We start from the raw sequence: 24,451 nt of genomic DNA, 5'->3' as shown, positions 1-24,451 counted from the left end.
GGAATCCCGATGAGCATCGATTACCACTTCTACGAACCCAGCCAGGGCCACGGCCTGCCCCATGATCCCTTCAACGCCATCATCGCGCCCCGTCCCATCGGCTGGATCTCCTCCCATAGCGAAAGCGGCGTTCTCAACCTGGCGCCCTACAGCTTCTTCAATGCCTTCAACTACAAGCCCCCGCTGATCGGCTTTTCCAGCCAGGGCTACAAGGACAGCGTGGCCAATATCGAGCGCACGGGCGAGTTCGTCTGGAACCTGGCCACCCGTGAACTGGCCGAGGAGATGAACACCAGCAGCGCCATGGTCGGACCCGAGGTGGACGAATTCGCTCTGGCCGGCCTCGAGCCTGCACCCTCCAGCGTCGTCAAGGTGCCGCGGGTCGCCCGGGCCCAGGTGGCCTTCGAGTGCAAGCTGAGCCAGGTCGTCCGCCTCAAGACCGCTGCCGGGGACGAACTGGATCAGTGGCTGGTGCTGGGTGAGGTGGTCGCCGCCCATATCGACAAGCGCCTGCTCAAGGATGGCATCTACCAGACCGCGGCTGCCCGCCCCATCGTGCGCGGCGGTGGCCCGGCCGACTATTTCGAGATCACCGAGGCCGCACTGTTCCGCATGCGTCGCCCCGACTGAGCGGTCGGCCCTGGAATGCAAAACGGCGCCCCAGGGCGCCGTTTTGCATTCCAGGCTCACTAGCCTGCGGCGCTGACGCGAAAATTCAGTCGCGGGAAATGCACCTGGAGCGCCCCCAGTTGCGCGTCGTGGCGACGGATCACCAGGGCTTCGCTGTCGGCATGCACCAGCTCGCCCACCACGGGATCCACCCCATAGTCGGTCGCCGCCACGCTCACCCGGTCACCCCAGGCGAAGCCTTCCACGGCAACGGCCTGGTCGCTCGGCAAGGCCAGCGGCTCCGCGGTCCTGGCGATCTCCAGCGCCTCGGCGGCGCCGAGTTCCTCATGGGTACCATGACCGAACCCCAGCACCCGGGCGAACCAGGCGGCGATCTCGGGACGCTCGTCGATCAGGGGCGCCAGTTGTGGTGTGCTCTTGAGAAACCAGAAGTTGTGCGCCAGGGCGATGTCGGCCAGCGAAGGCGCGCCAAACAGGAATTCGCCAGCGCTGCGCCTGAGCTGGGTTTCCAGCCGGGTCAGCAGGGTTGGCAGCTGTTGCCGGGCCTGCTCGGGTGTCAGACGACTCAGGCTGCCACCACTGAACAGCGCCTTGCGGTCATCCATGAAGGCCTGGGCCTGCTCCGGCGGCAGACTTGCCAGGCGCGGCCCCATGATCTCCGGCTGGAACATCAGCGCCACCGCATGCTGGAACAGTACCGAATCCGCCCAGCCAGCAAAGGCGGCCACGACCGCTTCCTGACCTTCCGGAAACAGCGCCGGTACCGCCTTCTCCGCCTCCAGCCGGCGGGCGATCAGCGCCGTGTCGCAATAGACATCGGCCCCCACCTGCAGCACCGGGGTCTTGCGATAGCCGCCGGTGAGCGCCACCAGCTCGGGCTTGGGCAGCATCCGCGGAATGATCACCGAACGCCAGGCCAGCCCCTTGAAACCCAGCAGCAGGCGCGCCTTCTCGGCGAAGGGCGATTGCCAATAGTGATGCAGAATCAGCTCGGACATGACAGCACTCCTGAATCAGCCACGGGCGAGGTGCCGGACAGGGCCAGCACCAGGGCTTCCTTGGCTCGTTTGGGTAGCTTCTTGATCTGGATTTCGCGGCGCAGGGCGGTCGACTTGTCGCCGCAGGCTTCCACATAGACCAGCGCCTGGGCCGGGCTGGAAGCGAAGAAGCGGGCACCGCGGCCACTGCGGTGCTGGGCGAAACGGCGCTCGGGATCATCGCTGATGCCGCAATAGAGCGCCTGATTCTCGGCGCGCACCAGGTAGACATACCAGGTGCGCGCGGGTGGCAGGGGATCGTCGCTCACCGTCAGGCGAACCACTCCCGGGCGGTACGCCAGACGCACACGCCGACGAAATAGATGCCGCTGGCGAACCAGAGGACCATCAGCCACAGCGGCTTGTCGGGATGCACGAACACCATCATGGCGCTGCTGAGCAGCCAGATGGAGGTCACGGCGATGTTCAAGGCCATCAGCTGACGCACGCGGAAGGGATGCAGGAACTTGACCCGGGTCAGGGTCAGGGCGGCCAGCACCAGCACCACCGCCATGCTGAACCAGGGCGCCAGGTCCAGCACGTAGAAATACAGCGCCACCACATTCCAGGCCGCGGGAAAGCCGACGAAATAGTTGTCGGCGCTCTTCATGTTCACATTGCAGAAACAGAACAGCGACGACAATAGGATGATGCCCACCGCCACCAGCTCGAAGTGCGGCGGCAAGGGAACGAAGCGATAGATGAAGATCGCCGGAATGAACACATAGGTCAGGTAGTCGACCACCAGGTCCAGCGCCGAGCCGTCGAAATGGGGCAGGACCCGCTTGACTTCGAACTTGCGCGCCAGGGTACCGTCGAGCCCGTCGACGAGCAGGGCGATGCCGAGCCACATCAGGCAACCCTTGGGTTGACCGTCGACCAGAGCGAGCAGCGCCAGGAGCGCGAGGATCACACCACTGGAGGTCACCGCATGGGCGCCCCAGGCCTTGGCTTTTGTCAGCATGAGCGGATGGGAAATGGAGTTCACGGGCGTCTCTCTATGATGACGGCTTCGACTGTCCAGCGCACCGCCTGTTCTGGCAATACGCTACGAAATCGACAATGAAGCCGGTGAACGGCAAGGCGGGCCTTGACCGCCGACCCCGGAAACCGGGCGCCAAACATCGAGGATACCGCGCCTTGCCGTCCTTTGCCCGCCTTCCCGCCGAACGCCCGTGACTGGGTTCGCAGGACGACCGGGGCGGAGCACGTCCGCCCCGGTCGCTTCCTAGTGCAGGATCTGGCCGAGGAAGAGCCGCGTGCGCTCGTTCTGCGGGTTGTCGAAGAACTGGTCCGGCGCGGCCTGTTCGACGATCTCGCCCTTGTCCATGAAGATCACCCGGTTGGCCACGGTGCGGGCAAAGCCCATCTCGTGGGTCACGCAGAGCATGGTCATGCCGTCCTGGGCCAGGCCGATCATGGTGTCCAGCACCTCCTTCACCATTTCCGGATCGAGCGCCGAGGTCGGCTCATCGAACAGCATGATGCGCGGCTGCATGCACAGCGCCCGCGCGATGGCCACGCGCTGTTGCTGGCCGCCGGACAGCTGGCCCGGAAACTTGTTGGCCTGCTCGGGAATGCGCACCCGCTGCAGGTAGTGCATGGCGATCTCTTCGGCCTGCTTCTTCGGCAGCTTGCGCACCCACATGGGCGCCAGGGTGCAGTTCTGCAACACGGTCAGGTGCGGGAAGAGGTTGAAGTGCTGGAACACCATGCCGACTTCGCTGCGAATGGTCTCGATCTGCTTGAGATCGTTGGTCAGCTCGGTACCGTCGACGATGATCTGGCCCTTCTGGTGCTCTTCCAGGCGATTGATGCAGCGGATGGTGGTGGACTTGCCCGAGCCGGACGGTCCGCACAGCACGATACGCTCGCCCTGAGTAACGGTCAGGTTGATGTCCTTGAGCACGTGGAACTGGCCGTACCACTTGTTCACGTCCTTCAGCTGGATCATGACCTTGCTGCTGTCGACCGGCTGCTTGTTGCTTACATTCATCTATTGACTCCTAACGCTTGTGGCCGGTGTTCAGCTTGCGCTCCAGACGGGCGGAGTAGCTGGACATGGCGAAACAGAAAATCCAGAAGACCAGGGCGGCGAACACATAGCCTTCGGTGGACAGACCAGGCCAGGCCGGGTCGGAGGTGGCGCGCTTGATGCTGTTGAGCAGGTCGAACAGGCCGATGATGACCACCAGGCTCGAATCCTTGAACAGCGCGATGAAGGTGTTGACGATGCCCGGGATCACCAGCTTGAGCGCCTGCGGCAGGATCACCAGGCCGGTGGTCCGCCAGTAGCCCAGGCCCATGGCCGCAGCGGCTTCGTACTGCCCCTTGGGAATGGCCTGCATGCCACCTCGCACCACCTCGGCGATATAGGCCGCCTCGAAGATGATCACCATGACGATGGCGCGCAGCAGCTTGTCCAGGTTCATGCCATCGGGCAGGAACAGCGGCAGCATCACCGACGACAGGAACAGCACCGTGATCAGCGGGATCCCCCGCCAGAACTCGATCATGGTCACGCAGATGACCTTGATCGCCGGCAGCTTGGAGCGGCGCCCCAGGGCCAGCAGGATGCCCAGCGGCAAGGCGCCGACGATGCCTACCGCGGCGATCACCACGGTCAGCATCAGGCCGCCCCACTCGCTGGAGGGCACCACGCGCAGACCGAGACCGCCATACAGCAGCCAGAAGGCCACCAGCGGATAGATCACCAGCAGGGCCAGGCCGTAGCGGGCCTTGTGCTTGAAGCTGTCGAGAAACAGCGGAATCGCCCCGATCACGGCGATCACCACGGTCAGATCCACGCGCCAGCGCTGATCGCCAGGGTAGAAGCCGTACATGAACTGCCCGAAGCGCTCCTTGATGAACACCCAGCAGGCACCGCCTGGCACGCAATCGGCACGGGTGCTGCCGCTCCAGGTGGCATTGATGAAGGCCCAGTTCACCACCGGCGGCACGATCAGCCAGACGAGGTAGAGACCGAACAGGGTCAGGAGGGTATTGCCGATGCTGGAAAACAGGTTGCCCCGAATCCAGGCCAGGACACCGACGCTGGAAGGCGGCGGCGGCAGGTCCGGTTTGAAAGTATGGGTCTGGTTACTCATACGCGCTCCTTAACGCTCGATCAGCGCGATGCGCTTGTTGTACCAGTTCATCAGGATGCTGATGCTGATGCTGATGGCCAGGTAGACGCTCATGGTGATGGCCATGGTCTCGATGGCCTGACCGGTCTGGTTCAGAACGGTGCCGGCGAACAGCGCCACCATCTCCGGATAGCCGACGGCGGCACCCAGCGACGAGTTCTTCATCAGATTCAGATACTGGTTGGTCAGCGGCGGAATGATCACCCGCAAGGCCTGGGGAATGATCACCAGCCGCAGGGTCAGCCCCGGACGCAGCCCCAGCGAACTGGCCGCCTCGGTCTGACCGTGGCTGACCGCCTGGATGCCGCCACGCACCGTCTCGCCGATGAAGGCCGCGGTGTAGACCGACAGGGCCAGCGCCAGGGACACCAGCTCGGGGATGATCACCCAGCCGCCGCGCAGGTTGAAGCCCTGCAGTTCCGGCACCTCCCAGTGCAACGGCCTGCCGAAGACCAGGGCCGCCAGCAGCGGGATCCCGATCAGCAGCGCCAGTACGGTCCACAGCACCGGGAAGCGCTGGCCCGTGGCATGCCGCCGTTTGCGCGCCCAGCGCACCACCACCACGCTGGCGACGATGGCGATCAGCAGCGCGATCAAGCCGGGCAGGAACCCGGCATCGGCGATCGGCGCGGGCATGTACAGACCGCGGTTGTTGACGAAGAAGGCTTCGCCCAGGCTCAGACTCTGGCGCGGACCTGGCAGGGGCGCGAGCACGGCGAAATAGAAGAAGAAGATCAGCAGCAGCGGGGGAATGTTGCGGAAGGTCTCGATGTAGACCGTGGCGACCTTGCGCAGCAGCCAGTTGTTCGACAGCCGGGCCACACCCACGGTGAAACCGATGATGGTCGCCAGGAAGATACCGATGACCGACACCAGCAGGGTGTTGAGCAGTCCGACCAGGAAGACCCGCCCGTAGGTGTCGCCTTCGCTGTAGGGAATCAGGTGCTGGGGAATGCCGAAGCCGGCGGTATTGTTCAGGAAGCCGAAGCCGGAGGTGATACCCCGGTTGGCGAGATTGGCCTGGGTGTTGGTGAACAGGAACCAGCCGAAGGCCACAACGGCGATCACGGCCACGATCTGGAACAGCCAGGAGCGTGCCTGCGGATCGGTGAGCAGAGACCCACGGACCGGCGAGGACGGTTTGCTAACGTTTTGCATCTACTAGAAGCCTCATTAAATTCTCGCCCCACAGCGCGGGGAACGCTGCAGGGCGAGAATCTGCACATCCGGAAGGTGGTCGGCGACTAAGGCGCCGAGATCAACGGACCGGCGGGGCGTACTGCAGACCGCCTGCATTCCACAGGGCGTTGAGGCCACGCTTGATCTTCAGATCGCTGCCCATGCCGACGTTGCGCTCGAAGACTTCGCCGTAGTTGCCGACCTGCTTGACGATTTGCACCGCCCAGTCTTTCGGCAGCTTCAGATCCTTGCCGAATTCGCCATCGGCACCCAGCAGACGACGTACGTCAGGGTTCTTGGAGTCCTTGGCCTGGGCCTCGACGTTGGCGGAGGTCAGACCCAGCTCTTCGGCGTTGACCAGGGCGAACAGCGACCACTTGACCACGGTCAGCCAGTCCTCGTCACCACGACGGACGGCCGGTGCCAGGGGCTCCTTGGAGATCACCTCGGGCAGCACGACATAGTCGTCGGGCTTGGACAGCTTGTTGCGCTGGGCGTACAGCTGCGACTGGTCGGAGGTCAGGACGTCACAACGACCCGCTTCCAGCGACTTGGCGCTCTCGTCCGAGGTGCTGTAGGTGATGGGGGTGAACTTCATGCCGTTGGAACGGAAGTAGTCGGCCAGGTTGAGTTCGGTGGTGGTACCGGCCTGGATGCACACGGTGGCGCCGTCCAGTTCCTTGGCGCTCTTCACACCCAGCTTCTTGTTCACCAGGAAGCCCTGGCCGTCATAGTAGGTGACCCCGGCGAAGATCAGGCCCATGCCGCCATCGCGGGAGCTGGTCCAGGTGGTGTTGCGCGACAGCACGTCGATCTCGCCGGATTGCAGCGCGGTGAAGCGCTCCTTGGCGGTCAGGGGAGTGAAACGAACCTTGGTGGAGTCACCGAAGACCGCAGCGGCCACGGCGCGGCAGACGTCGACGTCGATGCCCTTGTAGTCACCCTTGGAATCGGTGTAGGAGAAGCCCGGCAGGCCATCGCTGACGCCGCATTGCACGAAACCTTTGTTCTTCACCGCATCCAGGGTAGCGCCTGCGTGAGCCATGCCGGACAGGCCAAGAGCAGCGGCGGTGGTCAGAATTGCCAGGGTAGACTTCACCATCTTCATCGATAAGCTCCACTTTGTTTATGAATTACGTTCCAGTCGCACGGCAGCACGATGTCTCTCGCCTGATTGCCGTGGAACCCGCCCACCCGATCCCTGGGCGTCCTTCATCAAGGGAAGAAGGAGACGCACTGGAAGGCATGACGAAGCAGTGAGTCAGTGTTACCTGTTAGTGCACTACCTGGCCGCAGCCTAGATGAGGCAATTTGCGGACCAGTGAATGCGACAGATGCTCACTTGGCTCAAACCCGGCAATCGCGAGACTTCGAGCAAAAAGCCGGACAACTAAATTACGAAAATGCGACACGCATTTTGTGCACCATCTGTTACCACACCCATTTTTAGTGGCACCAAACTGGAGCAAAGCCTTGGAAAATTCGCCTCTTGTGCTGGAATCGCCCAGCGGAACCGCCGATAGCTGCGTCATTTGGTTGCATGGCCTGGGGGCAACCCAGCATGACTTTGAACCCGTTGCCGAATTGTTGCAGCGCAGCCTGAGCTCGACCCGTTTCGTCCTGCCCCAGGCACCGACCCAGGCGGTCACCATCAATGGCGGCTGGGCCATGCCCTCCTGGTACGACATCCTGGCCATGAATCCTGCCCGGGCCATCGACCGCGCCCAGCTGGAAACATCGGCCACCACGGTACGAGGCCTGATCGAGACCCAGCAGGCCCAGGGCATTCCCGCCGAACGCATCGTGCTGGCCGGTTTCTCCCAGGGTGGCGCCGTGGTGTTGCATACCGCCTACAACACCTCCTGCCCCACCCTGGGTGGGGTCATGGCGCTGTCGACCTACGCGCCCAGCTTCGAAGACGCCCAGGTCAATCGCGGTGGGGCGACCCCGGCGCTGTGCCTGCATGGCGACCAGGACGATGTGGTTCCCCTGGCCCTCGGGCGCGCCGCCTACGAGGCGCTGGTGGCCGCGGGCGTGGAAGCGCTCTGGCACAGTTATCCCATGCGCCACGAGGTGATTCCGGCGGAAATCCAGGATATCCGGGACTGGCTGCTGGCACGTCTCGGCGGAAAATAAAGCGCGAATCAGCGGACCGCTTCGTTTTTGGAAACCGGTCGACAATTTGCGGAATCTGGGGGCGAAGGGAGGCCTGGAAAGGGCAAAGCGAACGAACTTTGGGGTACCCATCCGGTCCAGTAGGGGTGCCTGAAGGTCGTGATGTGCATGGAGCAGCTATGGCCCGAGTTTTCCTTTCAGCCCCCGGGGTGATCCTTTGATGGCCGCCCCCTTGTCGGCCTGGCTGGCCGAAGTCCCGGTCGCTTCCCTGAAGGACCTGCGCCTGTTCAAGGGCGTGGAGACCCATCTGCTGGAAGCCCTGATCGCCCGCTCGGCCACCCGCAGCCTGGTCGCCGGTGAGTGCCTGCTCTCGCCCGCCATGATCAACCAGTACATGTACCTCGTGCTGGAAGGTCGCCTGCGGGTCCACCTGGGTTCGCCGGAAAATCCGCCCATCTATCTGCTCGGTCCGGGTGAGTGCTCGGGCGAAATCAGCTTCATGGACAGCGAGCGGCCCAGCGCCCATGTCATCGCCGAAGCCGATACCCTGGTGCTCTGCCTGCATCGCGACCTGGTGCTGGAGCTGATCGAACGCTCTTCCAAGGCCATGCACAACCTGCTCGGCATCCTCTGCGAGCGGATGCGTCGTGGCAATCAGCTCATCGTCGACACCGAACGCAACGCCAACGTCGACACCCTGACCGGCCTCTTCAACCGTCGGCGTCTCGAGCAGCTGTTCGAGCGCGAAAGCACCCGTTGCGCCTTCAACCGGCAGCCGCTGAGCCTGCTGATGCTGGATGTCGATCACTTCAAGCGCTACAACGATACCCATGGCCACCTGGCGGGCGACTATGCCCTGTGCCTGGTCGCCAACACCCTGCGCGACCAGCTGCGGCCCAAGGACAGCATGGCGCGCTATGGCGGTGAAGAGTTCGTCATCCTGCTGCCGGAAATCGATCGCGACGAAGCGATCGCCATCGCCGAGCGCCTGCGCCAGAGCCTGGCGGAGATCAAGGACTTCTATTCGCCCTGCGGCAGGCTGCCGGGGGTCACCGTCTCCATCGGCCTGGCGCAGATGCGCAAGGCCGACTCCCTGGATGAACTGGTCGGACGTGCGGACAAATCGCTCTACCAGGCCAAGGATGCCGGGCGCAATCGGATCAGTGGCTGACCGGATTGCGCCTGCGTTCGGCAGGTAGTTGTTGCCGGGCACGTCGGTTGCTTTACACTGCGGTCTCATTCCGCTTTCGATGATCGAGACCCTCCGTGCTCAAGGCACTCAAAAAATTTCTGGGCAAGGATCAGGAGGTCGCTCAGCCGACTCCCTCCCCTGCGCCCCAAGCTACCCCCAGCGTCGCTCCTGCAGCCCCCTCCTCTCCTGCACCCATCGCGCCCGAGCCTCAGGCCGAGCGTGTGCCACGCAAACCGCGCACCTCAGGCGAATCCCGTAGCCATGAGCCGCGTGCCCAGGCCGAAAAACAGGAACCTCGCGCCCAGGCGGAAAAATCCGCCAAGCCGCGCCGCGAGCGCAGCCCGCGCAAGCCCAAGCCGGTCGACACCTGGAAACTGGAAGACTTCGCGGTCGAACCGCAGGAAGGCAAGACGCGCTTCCATGACTTCAAGCTGGATCCGCGGCTGATGCACGGCATCCATGACCTTGGCTTTCCCTACTGCACGCCGATCCAGGCGGAAGTACTGGGCTTCACCCTCAAGGGCAAGGACGCCATCGGCCGTGCCCAGACCGGCACCGGCAAGACCGCCGCCTTCCTGATCTCGACGATCACCCAGCTGCTGACCACGCCGCCGCCCAAGGAAAGATACATGGGCGAGCCACGGGCGCTGATCATCGCGCCGACCCGCGAACTGGTGGTGCAGATCGCCAACGACGCCCTGGACCTGGCCAAGTACACCGGGCTCAACGTCATGAGCTTTGTCGGCGGCATGGACTTCGACAAGCAGCTCAAGCAGCTTGAAGCGCGCTACTGCGACATCCTGGTCGCCACCCCGGGCCGTCTGCTGGACTTCAACCAGCGCGGCGAGGTGCACCTGGACATGGTCGAGGTCATGGTGCTGGACGAGGCCGACCGCATGCTGGACATGGGCTTCATCCCCCAGGTTCGCCAGATCATTCGCCAGACCCCGCCCAAGAGCGAACGCCAGACCCTGCTGTTCTCCGCCACCTTCACCGACGACGTGATGAATCTGGCGCGGCAGTGGACCACCGATCCGGCCATCGTCGAGATCGAGCCGGAAAACGTGGCCAGCGACACCGTCGAGCAGCACGTCTATGCCGTGTCCTCCAGCGACAAGTACCGCCTGCTCTACAACCTGGTCGCCCAGAACAACTGGGAGCGGGTGATGGTGTTCGCCAACCGGCGTGACGAGGTGCGCCGCATCGAGGAGCGCCTGACCAAGGACGGCATCAGCGCCGCCCAGATGTCCGGCGATGTGCCCCAACACAAGCGCATCAAGACCCTGGAAGGCTTCCGTGCCGGCAAGATCCGCGTGCTGGTAGCCACCGACGTGGCCGGCCGCGGCATCCACGTCGACGGCATCAGCCACGTGATCAACTTCACCCTGCCGGAAGACCCGGACGACTACGTGCACCGCATCGGCCGTACCGGTCGTGCCGGCGCCACCGGTACTTCCATCAGCTTTGCCGGCGAGGACGACTCCTTCGCCCTGCCGCCCATTGAAGCCCTGCTGGGCCGCAAGATCGGTTGCGAGATGCCGCCAGCCGAGTTGCTCAAGCCGGTGCCGCGGCAGCGTTGAGGCAGACGCGTTGGAACGCCACTCTAAGCGGCCTATCAACGCGACCGCTTGCTGAACCTCTCTTATCGCGGCCATGGGCCGCTCCTACACCTGTATCGCGCCCCTGTAGGAGCGGCCCATGGCCGCGATAAGTGTTACCGGCGTGCACGCGCGGTGATTGCCAGCTGCTGGAAGTAACCCGTCGCAGGGTGGATGACGGCGTAAACTCATCCACCGCCAGCCTTGAGGCAGCAGGTGGAAAACGCTGACGCGGTTTTCCACCCTGCTCCGTTACCCCTTCGCCCAACGCCCCGCAGCATGCTGATCGCTGGTGCGGCCTTCCACCCAGCGCGGTCCTTCGGACGTATCTTCTTTCTTCCAGAAGGGGGCGCGGGTCTTGAGATAGTCCATCACGAAGTTACAGGCCTCGAAGGCCGCCTGGCGATGGGCGCTGGCGGTGCCGACGAAGACGATGGGCTCGCCTGGCTCCAGTCGGCCGATGCGATGCAGGATATCGACCCTGAGCAGTGGCCAGCGCTGGTTCGCCTCTTCGACGATGCGCGCCAGGGCCTTTTCGGTCATGCCGGGAAAGTGCTCGAGAAACAACCCGCCGACGTCCCGGCCGTCGTTGAAATCCCGCACGTAACCCACGAAGCCCACCACGGCACCGATACCGGTGTTGGCGGCATGCAGGGCGTTGAGTTCCTGGCCGGGATCGAAGGCCTCGGCCTGCACACGGATCGTCATGCTCAACCTCCGGTCACGGTCGGAAAGAAGGCGACCTCGTCACCCTCGCGCAAAGGCTCGGCCAGTCCGCAGAGCTCTTCGTTGCGCGCGCACATCAGACCGCGCTCGCCCAGGGTCTCGGCCCAGATCCCGCCGCGCTGGACCAGGTGTTCACGCAGGTCGCCAACGGTGGCCAGCCCAGGCTCCCAGGCGAGGCTGTCCTCGGCGAGGCCCAGCACTTCGCGATAGCGGGCGAAGAATTGCACGCGGATCATGCGGGCTGCTCCTCGGCGCGGAAGTGGCCACTCTTGCCACCGTTCTTTTCCAGCAGCCGCACCGCCTCGATGGTCATGCCGCGATCGACCGCCTTGCACATGTCGTAAAGCGTCAGGGCCGCGACACTGGCGGCGGTCAGGGCCTCCATTTCCACGCCGGTCTGACCGGACAGCTTGCAGGTGGCGATGATCCGTACTCCATCGGGGGCTTCGGCGACCAGCTGGACCTTGACACCGGTCAGCATCAGCGGATGACAGAGCGGGATGAGGTCGGCGGTCTTCTTGGCTGCCTGGATGCCGGCGATACGCGCCACGGCGAAGACGTCGCCCTTGGGATGGCCGCCGCTCTGGATCAGGTCGAGGGTTTCCGGACGCATGCGCACCCGGGCTTCGGCGGTGGCTTTACGGAAGGTCACCTGCTTGTCGGTGACATCGACCATGTTGGCACGGCCTTGGGAATCGAGATGGGTCAGCACGGCATGACTCCTGGAAAGGACCTGCCATTGTAGACCTGCGGCTGGGAATTTGATCCCCGCCCGTGACCGGACGGGGATCGTGGGCTGTGTCTGAAAAGTGCCTGCGCTCGGTCATGCTGCGTTAAAAATTCGTTCGGAATGCTCATTTACCACTCGTAAACTCCGCTTCCTCACGGATTCTTGCCTTGCCTGACCTTCGCTCGGCTACTTTTCAGACAAGTCCTGGCACTTACAGATGGGACTCTGCGTATTCGGCGAGGATGGACCGGGGTACGCCCTGCAGGGTGATGTGCACTCCGTGGTTGAAGCCCTTGAAGCGCTCGGACAGGTAGGTGAGGCCGGAGCTGGTGGCCGAGAGATAGGGCGTATCGATCTGCGCCAGGTTACCCAGACAGATGACCTTGGAGCCGCTGCCGGCACGGGTGATGATGGTCTTCATCTGGTGCGGGGTGAGGTTCTGGCATTCGTCGATGAGGATCAGACTCTGCTGGAAACTGCGGCCGCGGATGTAGTTCAGCGACTTGAACTGCAGCGGTACCTTGCTGAGGATGTAGTCCACGCTGCCGTGGGGGTTGTGGTCGTCCATGTGCAGGGCTTCGAGGTTGTCGGTGATGGCGCCCAGCCAGGGCTCCATCTTCTCGGCCTCGGTGCCGGGCAGGAAGCCGATGTCCTCGTCCAGACCCTGGACGCTGCGGGTGGCGATGATCCGCCGGTATCTCTTGGTGACCATGGTCTGCTCGATGGCCGCGGCCAGCGCCAGGATGGTCTTGCCCGAGCCTGCCGCACCGGTCAGGTTGACCAGATGAATGTCAGGCTCCAGCAGGGCGAACAGCGCCAGCGCCTGGTAGATGTCCCGCGGCTTCAGCCCCCAGGCCTCTTGGTGCATCAGGGGTTCCTGATGCATGTCGAGCAGGATGACCTCGCCGTCGCGCACCGCCTTGACCCAGCCGACGAAGCCCTGCTCGTCGAGCACGAAGTCATTGACGTTGAAGGGTGGCATCTCGGCCGACAGCTGTACCCGGTGCCAGACGCGACCCAGCTCCTGCCGGCTTTCCACCTTGCTCACGTTATCCCAGAAGGATCCCGGCAGATTGTGATAACCCTGGGACAGCAGGGAGACGTCGTCGAGCAGCTGGTCGGTCTGGTAGTCCTCGGCGGCGATGCCGCAGCCACGCGCCTTGAGGCGCATGTTGATGTCCTTGGTCACCAGCACGACCCGCTCCTGGGGATGCTGGGTGCGCAATTCGACGAGCTGGTTGATGATGCGGTTGTCGTTGATGTCGTCGGGCAGGCAGGCCATGGGGCCGGCGCGGCGGCCCATGAGAATGGACAGTCGCCCCTTGGCCTCGCCCTTGCCGCGGGGAATGGGTACGCCCCGCTCGACGTCCTCGGGCGAGGATTCGGCGAGCACGCTGTCGATCAGGCGGATCGCCTGCCGGCACTCGGCGGCAACGTTGTGCTTGCCGGTCTTGAGCTTGTCGAGTTCCTCCAGGACCGTCATGGGAATGGCAACGTGGTGCTCCTCGAAATTGAGCAGCGCGTTCGGGTCGTGGATCAGTACGTTGGTGTCGAGCACATAGAGGGTGGGCTGGGTGGGGCGGGAACGTCCGTGATCATCCATACTCGGTCACCTCGTAGAAACGCTTGACTCGCAAGCCTGTCGACGGAGCGCCAGACGACGCTCCGCTGCGAAAGGTGCCGTCGCTCCAGCAACGGGTTCACGGACCGGCCAACATGAGGGCACGGGACCCGGGAGATGCGACGGACACTTCGGTAATAACGCAAAAGACCTGAGGCACAAAAGCTTTTTTTGGCCGTACCCGATTTTTTTCGCGCGTCCCTGTTTCCTGCCGCCTGACCCGGCAACCTCGCCCCGGGAACGTGGTCAATACCTATTGATCCCATCGGCACGGCCCACTGGAGCCCGGCGGCGGAGACTTCTAGAATGGCGCCTCGCCAAGAGGAGCCAAGCCGATGCTGATGGTGATTTCACCCGCCAAGACGCTGGACTACAGCACACCGCCGAGCACGTCCCGCCATACCCTGCCGCAATACCTGGAGCATTCCCGCGAACTGATCGACGGGCTCCGCCAGCTCGCCCCGGCTGAGGTCGCCGCGCTCATGGGGGTGTCCGACAAGATCGCCACGCTCAATGTCGCCCGCTTCGGCAGCTGGACTTCGGATTTCACACCGGAGAATGCCAAGCAGGCGCTGCTGGCGTTCAAAGGCGACGTCTACACCGGCCTGGCCGCCGAGGATTTCGAGGAAGACGACTTCGACTTCGCCCAACGGCACCTGCGCATGCTGTCCGGACTCTATGGCCTGTTGCGTCCGCTGGATCTGATGCAGCCCTATCGCCTGGAGATGGGTACCAAGTTCGCCAATCCGCGCGGCAAGGACCTCTATGCCTTCTGGGGCGACCGTATCAGTGACTGGCTCAAGGCGGATCTTGCGGCCCAGGGTGACGACGTCCTGCTGAATTTGGCCTCGAACGAGTATTTCAGCGCGGTGCGCAGGGCGCGCCTGCAGGCCCGGATCGTAGATGTGGAGTTTCGCGATCTCAAGAATGGCGATTACAAGATCATCAGCTTCTACGCCAAGAAGGCACGGGGCCTGATGGCACGGCACGTGATCAAGCAACGCGTTTCCACGGTGGACGACCTGCGCGATTTCGATGACCAGGGTTATCACTACTCGACCGAGCGTTCCTCGGCAGACAAGCTGGTGTTTCTGCGCGATACACCGCCGAATTAGCCGAGCGAATCGACGGATGGCACAATTGCCCACACGCTGGGCCATCGAACTGGCTAGAGGGTCACATTCGGTGCCCGCCATCCGTGAAAGACTGTCATCTCCCTCCAATAAAAAAGGTTTCAGCCCCGTGGCGGAGACGTTCTAGGCGCGAAAAGTTGCCGGACCTCTCAAAACCGCTGCCTTTCCGAAAAAAGGAAAATTCGCTGAGAACCACTTTCGTTTGATTCTGTCTTTGTCTGGTCCTTGCCCCGGGTCATGCTGGCCAATGGCAATCAGTCCGCACGTTCAATTTGTACCGGTCGACCTTTCGGCCGGTTGATCTTTCGAAGCATGGACGCTTCGTCCCGACCTCAGGGACAGCGGCCACAAATCAGCAGACGCTGAAGGAGTAACGCCCATGATTCCCGTCATCCTGTCCGGTGGTAGCGGCTCGCGACTCTGGCCCCTCTCGCGCAAGCTTTACCCCAAGCAGTTCCTGGCCCTGACCAGCGAACAGACCATGTTCCAGGAGACCATCAATCGCCTGGGCTGCGAGGGCAGCATCGATTGCCCCATCATCGTCTGCAACGCCGAACACCGTTACCTGGTGGAAGAGCAGCTCAAGGCCGTCGAGTGCAAGCCGCAGGCGCTGATCATGGAGCCCTTCGGTCGCAACACCGCGCCGGCCGTGGCCATCGCTGCCATGCAACTGGTCGCTGACGGCAAGGACGACCTGATGCTGGTGCTGCCCGCCGATCACGTGATCGAGGACGAAGCCGAATTCAAGGCCGCCCTGCAACAGGCCGCCGCCGCCGCCGAGCGTGGCGAGATGGTGCTGTTCGGCATTCCGGCCACCGCGCCCGAGACCGGTTACGGCTACATCAAGACCGGCTCCAACGACGGTCTGCCCCAGGGCGTATCCCGCGTCGAGCGCTTCGTCGAGAAGCCCGATGCCGTCACCGCCACCGAATACGTGGCCTCCGGCGACTACTGCTGGAACAGCGGCATCTTCCTGTTCCGCGCCAGCCGTTTCCTGGAAGAGCTGAAGAAGCACGACACCGATATCTACGACACCTGCCTGCTGGCGCTGGAGCGCAGCAGCATCGACGGCATCAACATCAGCATCGACGCCGCCACCTTCGCCGTCTGCCCGGACAATTCCATCGACTACGCCGTGATGGAAAAGACCACCCGCGCCTGCGTGGTGCCCATGAGCGCCGGCTGGAACGATGTCGGTTCCTGGTCCGCGCTGTGGGACGTCCATGCCAAGGACAACAACGGCAACGTCATCAAGGGCGACGTCGTCCTGCATGACAGCCGCAACTGCCTGGTGCACGGCAACGGCAAGCTGGTGACCCTGGTCGGTCTGGAAAACGTGGTCGTGGTGGAAACCAAGGACGCGGTCATGATCGCCCACAAGGACAAGGTCCAGGACGTCAAGAAGCTGGTCAACGCCCTCGAGAAGCAGAACCGCAACGAGGTCAAGGCACACCAGGAAGTCTTCCGTCCCTGGGGTTCCTACGACTCCATCGACATGGGCCAGCGCTTCCAGGTCAAGCGCATCACCGTCAAGCCGGGCGCTCAGCTGTCGCTGCAGATGCACCACCACCGTGCCGAGCACTGGATCGTGGTCTCCGGTACCGCCGAGGTCACCTGTGACGACAAGGTCTTCCTGCTGACCGAGAACCAGTCCACCTACCTGCCGATGACCTCCGTGCACCGCCTGGCCAACCCCGGCAAGGTACCGCTGGAGCTGATCGAAGTGCAGTCCGGTGGCTACCTGGGCGAAGACGACATCGTCCGCTTCGAAGACATCTACGGCCGCGTCGACACCCAGGCCCTGGAAGTCGCCAAGGCCGGCAAGGCGCCCACGCGCTAAGCACTGCCAACAGGCACCAAACAGACACCGGCTCAGGCCGGTGTCTGTGTTTTCGGCAGCCGCTCGGCAAAACGGGTTAGGCTTGTCGTTTCCCTTTTCGCCATCGGATCCGCCGCATGACCGCTCCCACCCTGCTCCGCCTCGATCAACTGGACGAGGCGCTGGCCGCCTACGACGGCTTCATCCTCGACCTCTGGGGCGTGCTGATCGACGGCTACGAGACCTTTCCCGGTGCCCGCGCCTGGCTGGAGCGTCGCGCCGCCGAGGGCAAGCCGGTGTGGTTTCTCAGCAATGCCTCTCGCGATGCGGACGGCATGGTCGAAGAACTGGGCAAGTTGGGCGTGCCGCGCGAACTCTTTGCCGGCATCACCACCTCGGGTCAGTTGGCCATCGACGCCTTTCAGCAGGATCCGAAATTCCGCGCAGGCGGTATCTACCTCTCCGGTCCTGGCACCGGCCAGGCCGGCTGGCCCGCGGAGATCCGCGCGCGCTTCGTCGAGGATATCGACCAGGCGGCCATCATCCTCGGCGTCGGCAGCTTCCCCGAGGACGAGCTGGAAGCCCGCTTCGCGCCCCTGGCCGCCGCCCTGGACAAGCCCTTTCTCTGCGCCAATCCGGATCGCAACGTGGTGTCCGGGGGTCTACCCTTCTATGCGGCCGGCAAGCTGGCCGATCGCTTTGCCGCCCTGGGTGGCGAGGTCACCTGGTACGGCAAGCCCGATCCCTATGCCTTCCGCTGCGCAGCCGAGGAACTGGCCACCCGCGGTGCCCAGCGCCTGCTGTTCGTCGGGGATTCCCTGGTGACCGACGTGCCCGGCGCGGTGGCGGCGGACATCGACTGTCTGTGGCTGGCCGCCACCGGCATCCACCGCGAGGCCCTGGGCCTGGACTTCAATCAGGAGCCCACCCGCGAGGGTCTCGCCGCCCTGCTGGAGCAGCATCCCGCGTTGCCGCGTTTCGCGGCAGCCGGCCTGGCCTGACCCCTTTTTCCACACGCCGAGGTATCGATGAGCAAGAAGCACGTAGTGGTCTTCAACCGCCTGCCCGAACAGCTGGTGGAACGCCTGCGCGAACACTTCACCGTCGAGGTGATCCCCTTCAGTGCCAACCTCGATCTCTTCGCCGCTGCCGCAGCCAAGGCCCAGGGCCTGATCGGCGCCAGTCGCAAGCTGGGCGAGAAGGAGCTGGAAATGGCCACCACCCTGGAAGCCATCGCCAGCGTCTCGGTCGGCTACGACAGCTATGACGTGGACTACCTGACCGAGCGCGGCATCCTGCTCACCAACACCCCGGACGTGCTCACCGACACCACCGCCGACCTCGGCTTCACCCTGCTGGTGAGCGCCGCCCGGCGGGTGCCGGAGCTGGATGCCTTCGTCAAGGCCGGACACTGGCGCAAGGGCATCGGCGAAGAACACTTCGGCACCGACATCCATGGCCGTACGCTGGGCATCGTCGGCGCCGGTCGCATCGGTGCCGCCATCGCCAAACGGGGCCACTTCGGCTTCGACATGCCGATTCTCTATACCGCCAACAGCGCCAAGCCCGAGCTGGAAGAGCAGATGGGTGCCCAGCGCCGCGAGCTGGACGACCTGCTCAGGGAAGCCGACTTCGTCTGCCTGGTGGTGCCCCTGTCGGCCGCTACCGAAGGCCTCATCGGCGCACGCGAACTGGGGCTGATGAAGTCCAGCGCCATCCTGATCAACCTGGCGCGTGGCCCGGTCATCGACGAGCCGGCGCTGATCGAGGCGCTGCGCCAGGGCCAGATCCGCGGCGCGGGTCTGGACGTCTATACCCGTGAACCGCTGGAAGCCTCGCCGCTGTTCGAACTGCCCAATGTGGTCACCCTGCCGCACATAGGTTCGGCCACCCACGAGACCCGCTATGCCATGGCCGAACGCGCGGTGGACAACCTGATCGCTGCCCTCGAAGGCAAGCAGCCGACCGATCTGGTCAATCCGGCGGCCCTGGACCGCCGCTAGGCGCTGATCGCCCACCGTCGACCCAGGTGGCGTGCCGTCCGGCCGCTTAAAGGCTATACTGCCGCGCCGCTCTCGGGTCGGCCGCCCTGGCCGGGTGGGCCTTTCTCAGTGTGTCAGGCCACCCCTCCGATCGGGCTCCTTCGCGGCCCGGTCCGTGCGACCCGAATTGCGCGCCCGTCTCGCCACCGCCCGTGGCCGGGACGCAAGAAACCGCCAAGAGGAGCGCGTACATGACCGTGATCAAGCAGGATGACCTGATCCAGAGCGTTGCCGACGCCCTGCAGTTCATCTCCTATTACCACCCCGTCGACTTCATCCAGGCCATGCACGAGGCCTATCTGCGCGAAGAATCCGCCGCCGCGCGCGATTCCATCGCCCAGATCCTGATCAACTCGCGGATGTGCGCCACCGGCCATCGGCCGATCTGCCAGGACACCGGCATCGTCACCGTCTTCGCCAAGGTCGGCATGGACGTGCGTTGGGACGGCGCCACCCTGAGCCTGGACGAGATGATCAACGAGGGTGTCCGACGCGCCTACAACCTGCCGGAAAACGTCCTGCGTGCCTCGATCCTGGCCGACCCGGCCGGTGCCCGCAAGAACACCAAGGACAACACCCCGGCGGTGATCCACTACCAGATCGTCCCCGGCAACACCGTGGAGATCGATGTCGCGGCCAAGGGCGGCGGCTCCGAGAACAAGTCCAAGATGGCCATGCTCAACCCGTCCGACTCCATCGTCGACTGGGTGCTCAAGACCGTGCCGACCATGGGCGCCGGCTGGTGCCCGCCGGGCATGCTGGGCATCGGCATCGGCGGCACCGCCGAGAAGGCCGCGGTACTGGCCAAGGAATCGCTGATGGACGAGATCGACATCCATGAGCTGAAGGCCCGCGGTCCGCAGAATCGCCTGGAAGAGCTGCGCCTGGAGATCTTCGACAAGGTCAACCAGCTGGGCATCGGTGCCCAGGGCCTGGGCGGCCTGACCACGGTGCTGGACGTCAAGATCAAGGACTACCCGACCCACGCCGCCTCCCTGCCGGTGTGCATGATCCCCAACTGCGCCGCCACCCGTCACGCCCACTTCGTGCTGGACGGCTCCGGTCCCGCCAGTCTGGAAGCGCCGCCGCTGGACGCCTATCCGGAAATCGTCTGGGAAGCCGGTCCGAGCGCCCGTCGCGTCGACCTCGACACCCTGACCCCGGAAGAGGTGCAGAGCTGGCAGCCGGGCGAGACCGTGCTGCTCAACGGCAAGATGCTCACCGGACGCGATGCGGCCCACAAGCGCATGGTCGACATGCTCAACAAGGGTGAGTCGCTGCCGGTGGACCTCAAGGGTCGCTTCATCTACTACGTCGGCCCGGTCGATCCGGTGGGCGACGAGGTGGTCGGCCCGGCCGGTCCCACCACGGCGACCCGCATGGACAAGTTCACCCGCCAGATTCTCGACCAGACCGGCCTGCTGGGCATGATCGGCAAGTCCGAGCGCGGCCCCATCGCCATCGAGGCGATCAAGGACCACAAGGCGGTGTACCTGATGGCCGTCGGCGGTGCCGCCTACCTGGTGGCCCAGGCCATCAAGGGCTCCCAGGTGCTGGCCTTCCCGGAACTGGGGATGGAAGCCATCTATGAGTTCGAGGTGAAGGACATGCCGGTGACCGTGGCCGTCGACACCCGTGGCGAGTCGGTGCACATCACCGGCCCGCAGGTGTGGCAGAAGAAGATCGCCGACAGCCTCGCCGTCGAGATCTAGATTCCGTCCCACGAAAAAGCCCAGCTCAGTGCTGGGCTTTTTTCATTCAGCGCCTGGGTTCCAGTACTTGCCACTGCTCCAGCCAGTCATGGCGGATGAACACCTGGCCATGGGTCCGCACCCGTCGCACCTCGTCCAGATCGAGGTCGGCATAGAGCCACTGGCTGACGTCCGGACAGAGTTCTGCGCTCTGGGCGATCACGCCGTTCGCGGGCAGGCCACGATCCGGCGGGACGAAGAGCCCGGCCCGACCGACATTTTCGTCCAGCGCCGGCGACCAGGGTGCCAAACCCACCGTCGGCGACTGCAACACGGCGACCTGGTTTTCCAGCGCCCGGGCCTGGGCACCGACCCTAACCCGGTGGAAGCCGGCGACGGTATCGGTACAACTCGGTACCAGGATCAGGTCCGCACCCGCTTCGGCCAGGTGGCGGGCCAGCAGCGGGAATTCGCTGTCGTAGCAGATCAGGATGCCGAGACGCCCAAGGGCCGTATCGAATGTCCGCAGGCCTTCGCGGCCGCCGACGATGTGCCACTCCTCCCGCTCGAAGCGGGTCATCATCAGCTTGTCCTGATGGCCCAGGCAGCCCTCGGGGCCGAACAGCCAGGCCCGGTTGCGATACCGGCCGTCGTCGTCGTCGAGGACTGGCAGCGAGCCGGGTTGCAGATAGAGCTGCAGCCGGCGCGCCAGACCTTCGCAGAGGTCGCGCCAGACCGGAATCAGGGGCTGGATGCCGGCAATGGAGCCCTGCAGGTCGCTGCGCTCGTCGGGAGGCAGCTGGCCGCTGAGCACCAGGCCGGCGTATTCAGGCAATAGCAGCAGCTGACTGCCTGCGGCCGCGGCCTCCTCGCAGAGGTCGGTCAGGTGCGCAGCGTAGGCGTCCCAGGACTCCAGCAGCTCGATGGCGTATTGACAGGCGGCGAGGCGGATCATGGCAACTCCTTTAGCCAGAAGGTCATGGGCTTGGGCGACTCGAACGTTTCGTCGAGATCCTGCCACCGGTACTGGGTGGTCAGCGTCGGCTGTTCGGTGAAGCCCTGACGCTGCCAGAGGCTGTGTGGCGGTCTGTAGTGCGGCGGTCGCCGAGGATGGTCGTCCGGGCGCTGCACGGCGCAAAAGGCACACCAGGCGAAGCGCCCCAGCTGCCGCGCCCGGGCCTCGCGTTCGGCAAAGAAGCGCCGGCCAAGTCCCCGGCCGCGGTAGGTCGGCAGTAGCAGGGACTCACCAAAGTAGTAAATCCGCTCCACTGGCCAGCCACTGGCGAGAAAGGGCTGCTGGAATTCCGCGGTCTCGTCCGCCAGCGGCAAGGCGGTGGCAGCGCCCACTACGCGGCCGGCGTCGCTGACCAGCACGCAGAGGCTGTCCGGCGACTGGGCGTAGGTCTGCAGATAGCGGGACTCGTAGGCCAGGGTGCCGTCGTAGAGATAGGGAAATTCGCGAAAGACCGCGATGCGCAGGGTGGCGAGTTCGGGAATCCGTGGGGTGATGGCAGCGCCGTGGAGGAGTTGGATGTCCATGGACTCTTCTGGTTAAGCAGGAGACGTGAATGGCTATGTCGGCCGCGTAGCGGCACCCTACCATGTGCAGACAAGGCCATTTTTTCGTTCACGACAGGAACCGCCATGACCACGACCGACCTCATCGACGCCTACTACGCCGCCTTCAATGCCGGCGATATGGACATCTTTCTGGAGTTGCTCACCGATGATGTGGTCCACGACATCAACCAGGGCGAGCGTCAGGTGGGCAAGGCCGCCTTCGCGGCCTTCATGGCACACATGAATCGCTGCTATCGCGAACGCCTGACCGATTTGGTCGTCATGGCCGAACCCAGCGGGCGCCGCGCCGCCGCCGAATTCGTCATCCATGGCGAATACCTGGCCAGCGATGAAGGCCTGCCGCCGGCCAACGGCCAGACCTATCGCCTGCCGGTGGGGGCCTTCTTCGAGATCCGCGACGGCAAGGTGGCGCGGGTAACCAACTACTACAACCTAAACGACTGGATCGCCCAGGTCGGCGGCTGACGTCCGTCAGTTGACGGGAGCGCCTTCCCCTCGGCAGGGGTCGCATGGAGACCACCCCTGACCCAGGAGTTTCCATGCCCACTCTTCCCAGCGATTCCGTCTGCAGCCTGGCCCCCGTCTTCGCCGTCCAACCCGATCAGCTCGAGGCCTTCAAGCGCCTGGGCGAGGCCATGCTGCAGCGCACCCGGAACGAACCCGGCTGCCTCTACTATGGCTTCTGCTACGACGGTACCACGGCGCGCTGCCGCGAAGGCTATCGCGATGCCCAGGCGCTGCTGGCCCACCTGGACAACGTCGGTGACCTGCTGGAGCAGGCCCAGGCCATCGCCACCCTGGAACGCTTCGAGGTGTTCGGTGCGGCCGATCAGCTGGAGCAGCTACGCGCGCCGCTGGCGGCGCTGAATGCGCGCTTCTTCGTCATGGCCGAAGGCTTCCGCCGCTAGCCTGGGGCGGCTGCTGCTGCGGCGCCAGGCGCGGCAGCAGCACCTTGAGAATGCGCTTGCGAGTCGGCACCACCAGCCGCTCCTGGAACAGCACGCAGAGCACCACCACTGCCAGCAGGAACAGCCAGTACCATTCGATGGAGTTGGTATAGGCCCCGGCGGCGGCGATGCAGACCTCGTGATTGCCGCTCAGACAGGCCTTGAGATCGCCGCCGATCAGCTGCTCCAGGGTCATGTAGATTCCCGACAGGGGCACATGCAGGGCGAACATCGACAGCGAAGCGCCGCCGAGTCGCGGCGACCAGTGGCGGATGCGCTCGCTGGCCGGCTCCTGGGCCAGCGCGGCCAGATAGACCAGGATCAGTTGCGACGGCAGGAACAGGCCGTTATGGAACAGGAAGTACCAGAACTTGGGCCCATGGGTGAAGAGTGCCGTACCCAGGGCGAAACTCAGGATCAGGTAGCTCGCCAGCAACAGCCGCTGCCGTTCCGACGGCGCCCAGCCCCGCGCGTGCTGGCGACGAAAGACGGCATACAGCAGGATGCCGGCAAGGAATTCCGGCAAGCGGAACAGGGGCACCCGCTGCAGAAGGCCGGTGAAGGGCATGCCATAGTTCTGGTTGGCGATCACCAGCAGCGGCGGAATCAGATAGAGCACCCAGACCAGCAGCAACAACTGCCAGGGACGCTCGCTGGTCATCAGTCGCGGGGCTAGCTTGGGAAAGGTCAGATAGAAGAAGAACAGCGCCGAGATCGACCAGAGGGGCGCGTTGAAGGTCAGGTAATAGGGATTCCACGCCTGCAGCATGAACAGCTGCAGCACGGCGTTGAAGGCGAGCTCCGCGTTGCTCATGAAGTGCTGGAACAGTTCGGGGTTGGTTCGCGCCAGGGGTTCGTTGGTGTCGAACACCACGAAGCGAATACTGGCCGTGGCGGCGCCCGGCGGGATACCCAGACTGCCGATCCAGGTCACCACCGCCATCGCCAGCAGCAGGGCGAAGATGTGGATCGGATAGAGATTGGCGAAACGCTTGACCCAGAAGCTGCGCGCCGGCTCGCGCAGGCTGCCGCGACCGCAATAGACATGGGCGAGCAGAAAGCCGGAGAGCACGAAGAAGGTGCTGGTGGCGAAGAAGCCCATGCTGGTGATCTCGTCCAGCAGGGGGATGGTCTTGCGCTCGGGATAGAAATGGATGGTGTGGTAGACGACCACATAGAAACCCATCAGGAACCTGAGCCACTCCAGACCGATGAAGCGGTGTTTATCTAAAGTCTGCACTAAGGCGTTACTCGTCTGGCCTCG

At 64.2% G+C, this 24,451-nt stretch carries 25 protein-coding genes; 11 read left to right on the top strand and 14 right to left on the bottom strand.

What is annotated here, in order from left to right; genetic code table 11:
• Positions 1-9 precede the first annotated feature (9 nt).
• Entirely contained in the window at positions 10-630 is a 621-nt protein-coding gene (locus tag QE444_RS06700) for a flavin reductase family protein (protein ID WP_208694100.1), read from the top strand.
• A gap of 59 nt (positions 631-689) precedes the next feature.
• On the opposite strand, the gene QE444_RS06695 is transcribed toward QE444_RS06700, so the two are convergent.
• The 7 genes from QE444_RS06695 to QE444_RS06665 all read right to left on the bottom strand — a co-directional run bounded on the left by QE444_RS06695 (position 690) and on the right by QE444_RS06665 (position 7,100).
• Complete coding sequence (locus tag QE444_RS06695) at positions 690-1,628, bottom strand: glutathione S-transferase family protein (RefSeq protein WP_309737584.1); 939 nt, start codon at positions 1,626-1,628, stop codon at positions 690-692.
• Positions 1,616-1,936, bottom strand: coding sequence for a GIY-YIG nuclease family protein (locus QE444_RS06690; RefSeq protein WP_187981197.1), 321 nt, complete (start codon positions 1,934-1,936; stop codon positions 1,616-1,618). Before QE444_RS06690 ends, QE444_RS06695 begins: the two co-directional genes overlap by 13 nt.
• Before the next feature lie 2 nt (positions 1,937-1,938).
• Positions 1,939-2,631, bottom strand: a complete 693-nt coding sequence (gene pcsA / locus QE444_RS06685; protein ID WP_133862217.1) for a phosphatidylcholine synthase — start codon at positions 2,629-2,631, stop codon at positions 1,939-1,941.
• Positions 2,632-2,895: 264 nt separating this feature from the next.
• Complete coding sequence (locus QE444_RS06680; protein ID WP_039976153.1) at positions 2,896-3,663, bottom strand: amino acid ABC transporter ATP-binding protein; 768 nt, start codon at positions 3,661-3,663, stop codon at positions 2,896-2,898.
• A gap of 10 nt (positions 3,664-3,673) precedes the next feature.
• Complete coding sequence (locus QE444_RS06675; protein ID WP_187981196.1) at positions 3,674-4,774, bottom strand: amino acid ABC transporter permease; 1,101 nt, start codon at positions 4,772-4,774, stop codon at positions 3,674-3,676.
• A gap of 9 nt (positions 4,775-4,783) precedes the next feature.
• Entirely contained in the window at positions 4,784-5,971 is a 1,188-nt protein-coding gene (locus QE444_RS06670) for an amino acid ABC transporter permease (protein WP_187981195.1), read from the bottom strand.
• A 100-nt stretch (positions 5,972-6,071) separates the two neighbouring features.
• Positions 6,072-7,100, bottom strand: coding sequence for an amino acid ABC transporter substrate-binding protein (locus tag QE444_RS06665; RefSeq protein WP_187981194.1), 1,029 nt, complete (start codon positions 7,098-7,100; stop codon positions 6,072-6,074).
• A gap of 383 nt (positions 7,101-7,483) precedes the next feature.
• Between QE444_RS06665 and QE444_RS06660 the strand changes: the two genes are divergently transcribed.
• The 3 genes from QE444_RS06660 to rhlB all read left to right on the top strand — a co-directional run bounded on the left by QE444_RS06660 (position 7,484) and on the right by rhlB (position 10,879).
• On the top strand, positions 7,484-8,128 hold the full coding sequence (locus QE444_RS06660; protein ID WP_187981312.1) for an alpha/beta hydrolase: 645 nt from the start codon (positions 7,484-7,486) through the stop codon (positions 8,126-8,128).
• Positions 8,129-8,327: 199 nt separating this feature from the next.
• On the top strand, positions 8,328-9,278 hold the full coding sequence (locus QE444_RS06655; RefSeq protein ID WP_187981193.1) for a GGDEF domain-containing protein: 951 nt from the start codon (positions 8,328-8,330) through the stop codon (positions 9,276-9,278).
• Between the two features lie 95 nt (positions 9,279-9,373).
• On the top strand, positions 9,374-10,879 hold the full coding sequence (gene rhlB / locus QE444_RS06650; RefSeq protein ID WP_309737583.1) for an ATP-dependent RNA helicase RhlB: 1,506 nt from the start codon (positions 9,374-9,376) through the stop codon (positions 10,877-10,879).
• 270 nt (positions 10,880-11,149) lie between these two features.
• Here the strand turns inward: rhlB and moaE are convergent, their stop codons facing one another.
• The 4 genes from moaE to QE444_RS06630 all read right to left on the bottom strand — a co-directional run bounded on the left by moaE (position 11,150) and on the right by QE444_RS06630 (position 13,956).
• Positions 11,150-11,605 (bottom strand): molybdopterin synthase catalytic subunit MoaE, encoded by a 456-nt coding sequence (moaE, locus tag QE444_RS06645; protein WP_285386798.1) that lies wholly within the window; start codon positions 11,603-11,605, stop codon positions 11,150-11,152.
• Between the two features lie 2 nt (positions 11,606-11,607).
• On the bottom strand, positions 11,608-11,859 hold the full coding sequence (locus QE444_RS06640; RefSeq protein ID WP_158896819.1) for a MoaD/ThiS family protein: 252 nt from the start codon (positions 11,857-11,859) through the stop codon (positions 11,608-11,610).
• Entirely contained in the window at positions 11,856-12,335 is a 480-nt protein-coding gene (gene moaC / locus QE444_RS06635; protein ID WP_285386799.1) for a cyclic pyranopterin monophosphate synthase MoaC, read from the bottom strand. The genes QE444_RS06640 and moaC overlap by 4 nt, the downstream gene beginning before the upstream one ends.
• Before the next feature lie 229 nt (positions 12,336-12,564).
• Positions 12,565-13,956, bottom strand: a complete 1,392-nt coding sequence (locus QE444_RS06630; protein WP_017639124.1) for a PhoH family protein — start codon at positions 13,954-13,956, stop codon at positions 12,565-12,567.
• 353 nt (positions 13,957-14,309) lie between these two features.
• Here QE444_RS06630 and yaaA point away from each other — a divergent pair, with 353 nt between their 5' ends.
• From yaaA to QE444_RS06605, 5 genes are all read left to right on the top strand, one after another.
• Positions 14,310-15,089: a peroxide stress protein YaaA gene (gene yaaA / locus QE444_RS06625; protein WP_285386800.1), complete on the top strand. Its 780-nt coding sequence runs from the start codon at positions 14,310-14,312 to the stop codon at positions 15,087-15,089.
• A 397-nt stretch (positions 15,090-15,486) separates the two neighbouring features.
• Entirely contained in the window at positions 15,487-16,947 is a 1,461-nt protein-coding gene (locus tag QE444_RS06620; protein ID WP_187981188.1) for a mannose-1-phosphate guanylyltransferase/mannose-6-phosphate isomerase, read from the top strand.
• 116 nt (positions 16,948-17,063) lie between these two features.
• Entirely contained in the window at positions 17,064-17,927 is an 864-nt protein-coding gene (locus QE444_RS06615; protein ID WP_187981187.1) for a TIGR01459 family HAD-type hydrolase, read from the top strand.
• 27 nt (positions 17,928-17,954) lie between these two features.
• Complete coding sequence (locus QE444_RS06610) at positions 17,955-18,929, top strand: D-glycerate dehydrogenase (protein WP_285386801.1); 975 nt, start codon at positions 17,955-17,957, stop codon at positions 18,927-18,929.
• A 230-nt stretch (positions 18,930-19,159) separates the two neighbouring features.
• On the top strand, positions 19,160-20,680 hold the full coding sequence (locus QE444_RS06605) for a fumarate hydratase (protein WP_187981185.1): 1,521 nt from the start codon (positions 19,160-19,162) through the stop codon (positions 20,678-20,680).
• 46 nt (positions 20,681-20,726) lie between these two features.
• Here QE444_RS06605 and QE444_RS06600 read toward each other — a convergent pair whose 3' ends face one another.
• A complete protein-coding gene (locus QE444_RS06600) occupies positions 20,727-21,614 on the bottom strand; it encodes a carbon-nitrogen hydrolase family protein (RefSeq protein WP_309737582.1) in 888 nt (295 codons plus the stop codon).
• Complete coding sequence (locus tag QE444_RS06595) at positions 21,611-22,198, bottom strand: GNAT family N-acetyltransferase (RefSeq protein ID WP_309737581.1); 588 nt, start codon at positions 22,196-22,198, stop codon at positions 21,611-21,613. Before QE444_RS06595 ends, QE444_RS06600 begins: the two co-directional genes overlap by 4 nt.
• 105 nt (positions 22,199-22,303) lie before the next feature.
• On the opposite strand from QE444_RS06595, the gene QE444_RS06590 reads away from it, so the two are divergent.
• Entirely contained in the window at positions 22,304-22,705 is a 402-nt protein-coding gene (locus QE444_RS06590) for a ketosteroid isomerase-related protein (RefSeq protein ID WP_187981182.1), read from the top strand.
• Between the two features lie 74 nt (positions 22,706-22,779).
• Entirely contained in the window at positions 22,780-23,148 is a 369-nt protein-coding gene (locus QE444_RS06585; protein ID WP_309737580.1) for an antibiotic biosynthesis monooxygenase, read from the top strand.
• On the opposite strand, the gene QE444_RS06580 is transcribed toward QE444_RS06585, so the two are convergent.
• Positions 23,123-24,427 carry an acyltransferase gene (locus tag QE444_RS06580; RefSeq protein ID WP_309737579.1) on the bottom strand — a complete coding sequence of 435 codons (1,305 nt, stop codon included), beginning with the start codon at positions 24,425-24,427 and terminating at the stop codon, positions 23,123-23,125. The genes QE444_RS06585 and QE444_RS06580 overlap by 26 nt on opposite strands.
• Between the last annotated feature and the right edge of the window lie 24 nt (positions 24,428-24,451).

This window comes from Pseudomonas sp. SORGH_AS_0199, from assembly GCF_031453735.1.
Lineage (GTDB): Bacteria > Pseudomonadota > Gammaproteobacteria > Pseudomonadales > Pseudomonadaceae > Chryseomonas > Chryseomonas aestiva.
The sequence above is the reverse complement of the archived record's forward strand: the minus strand, read 5'-3'. Positions and strand labels throughout refer to the sequence as shown.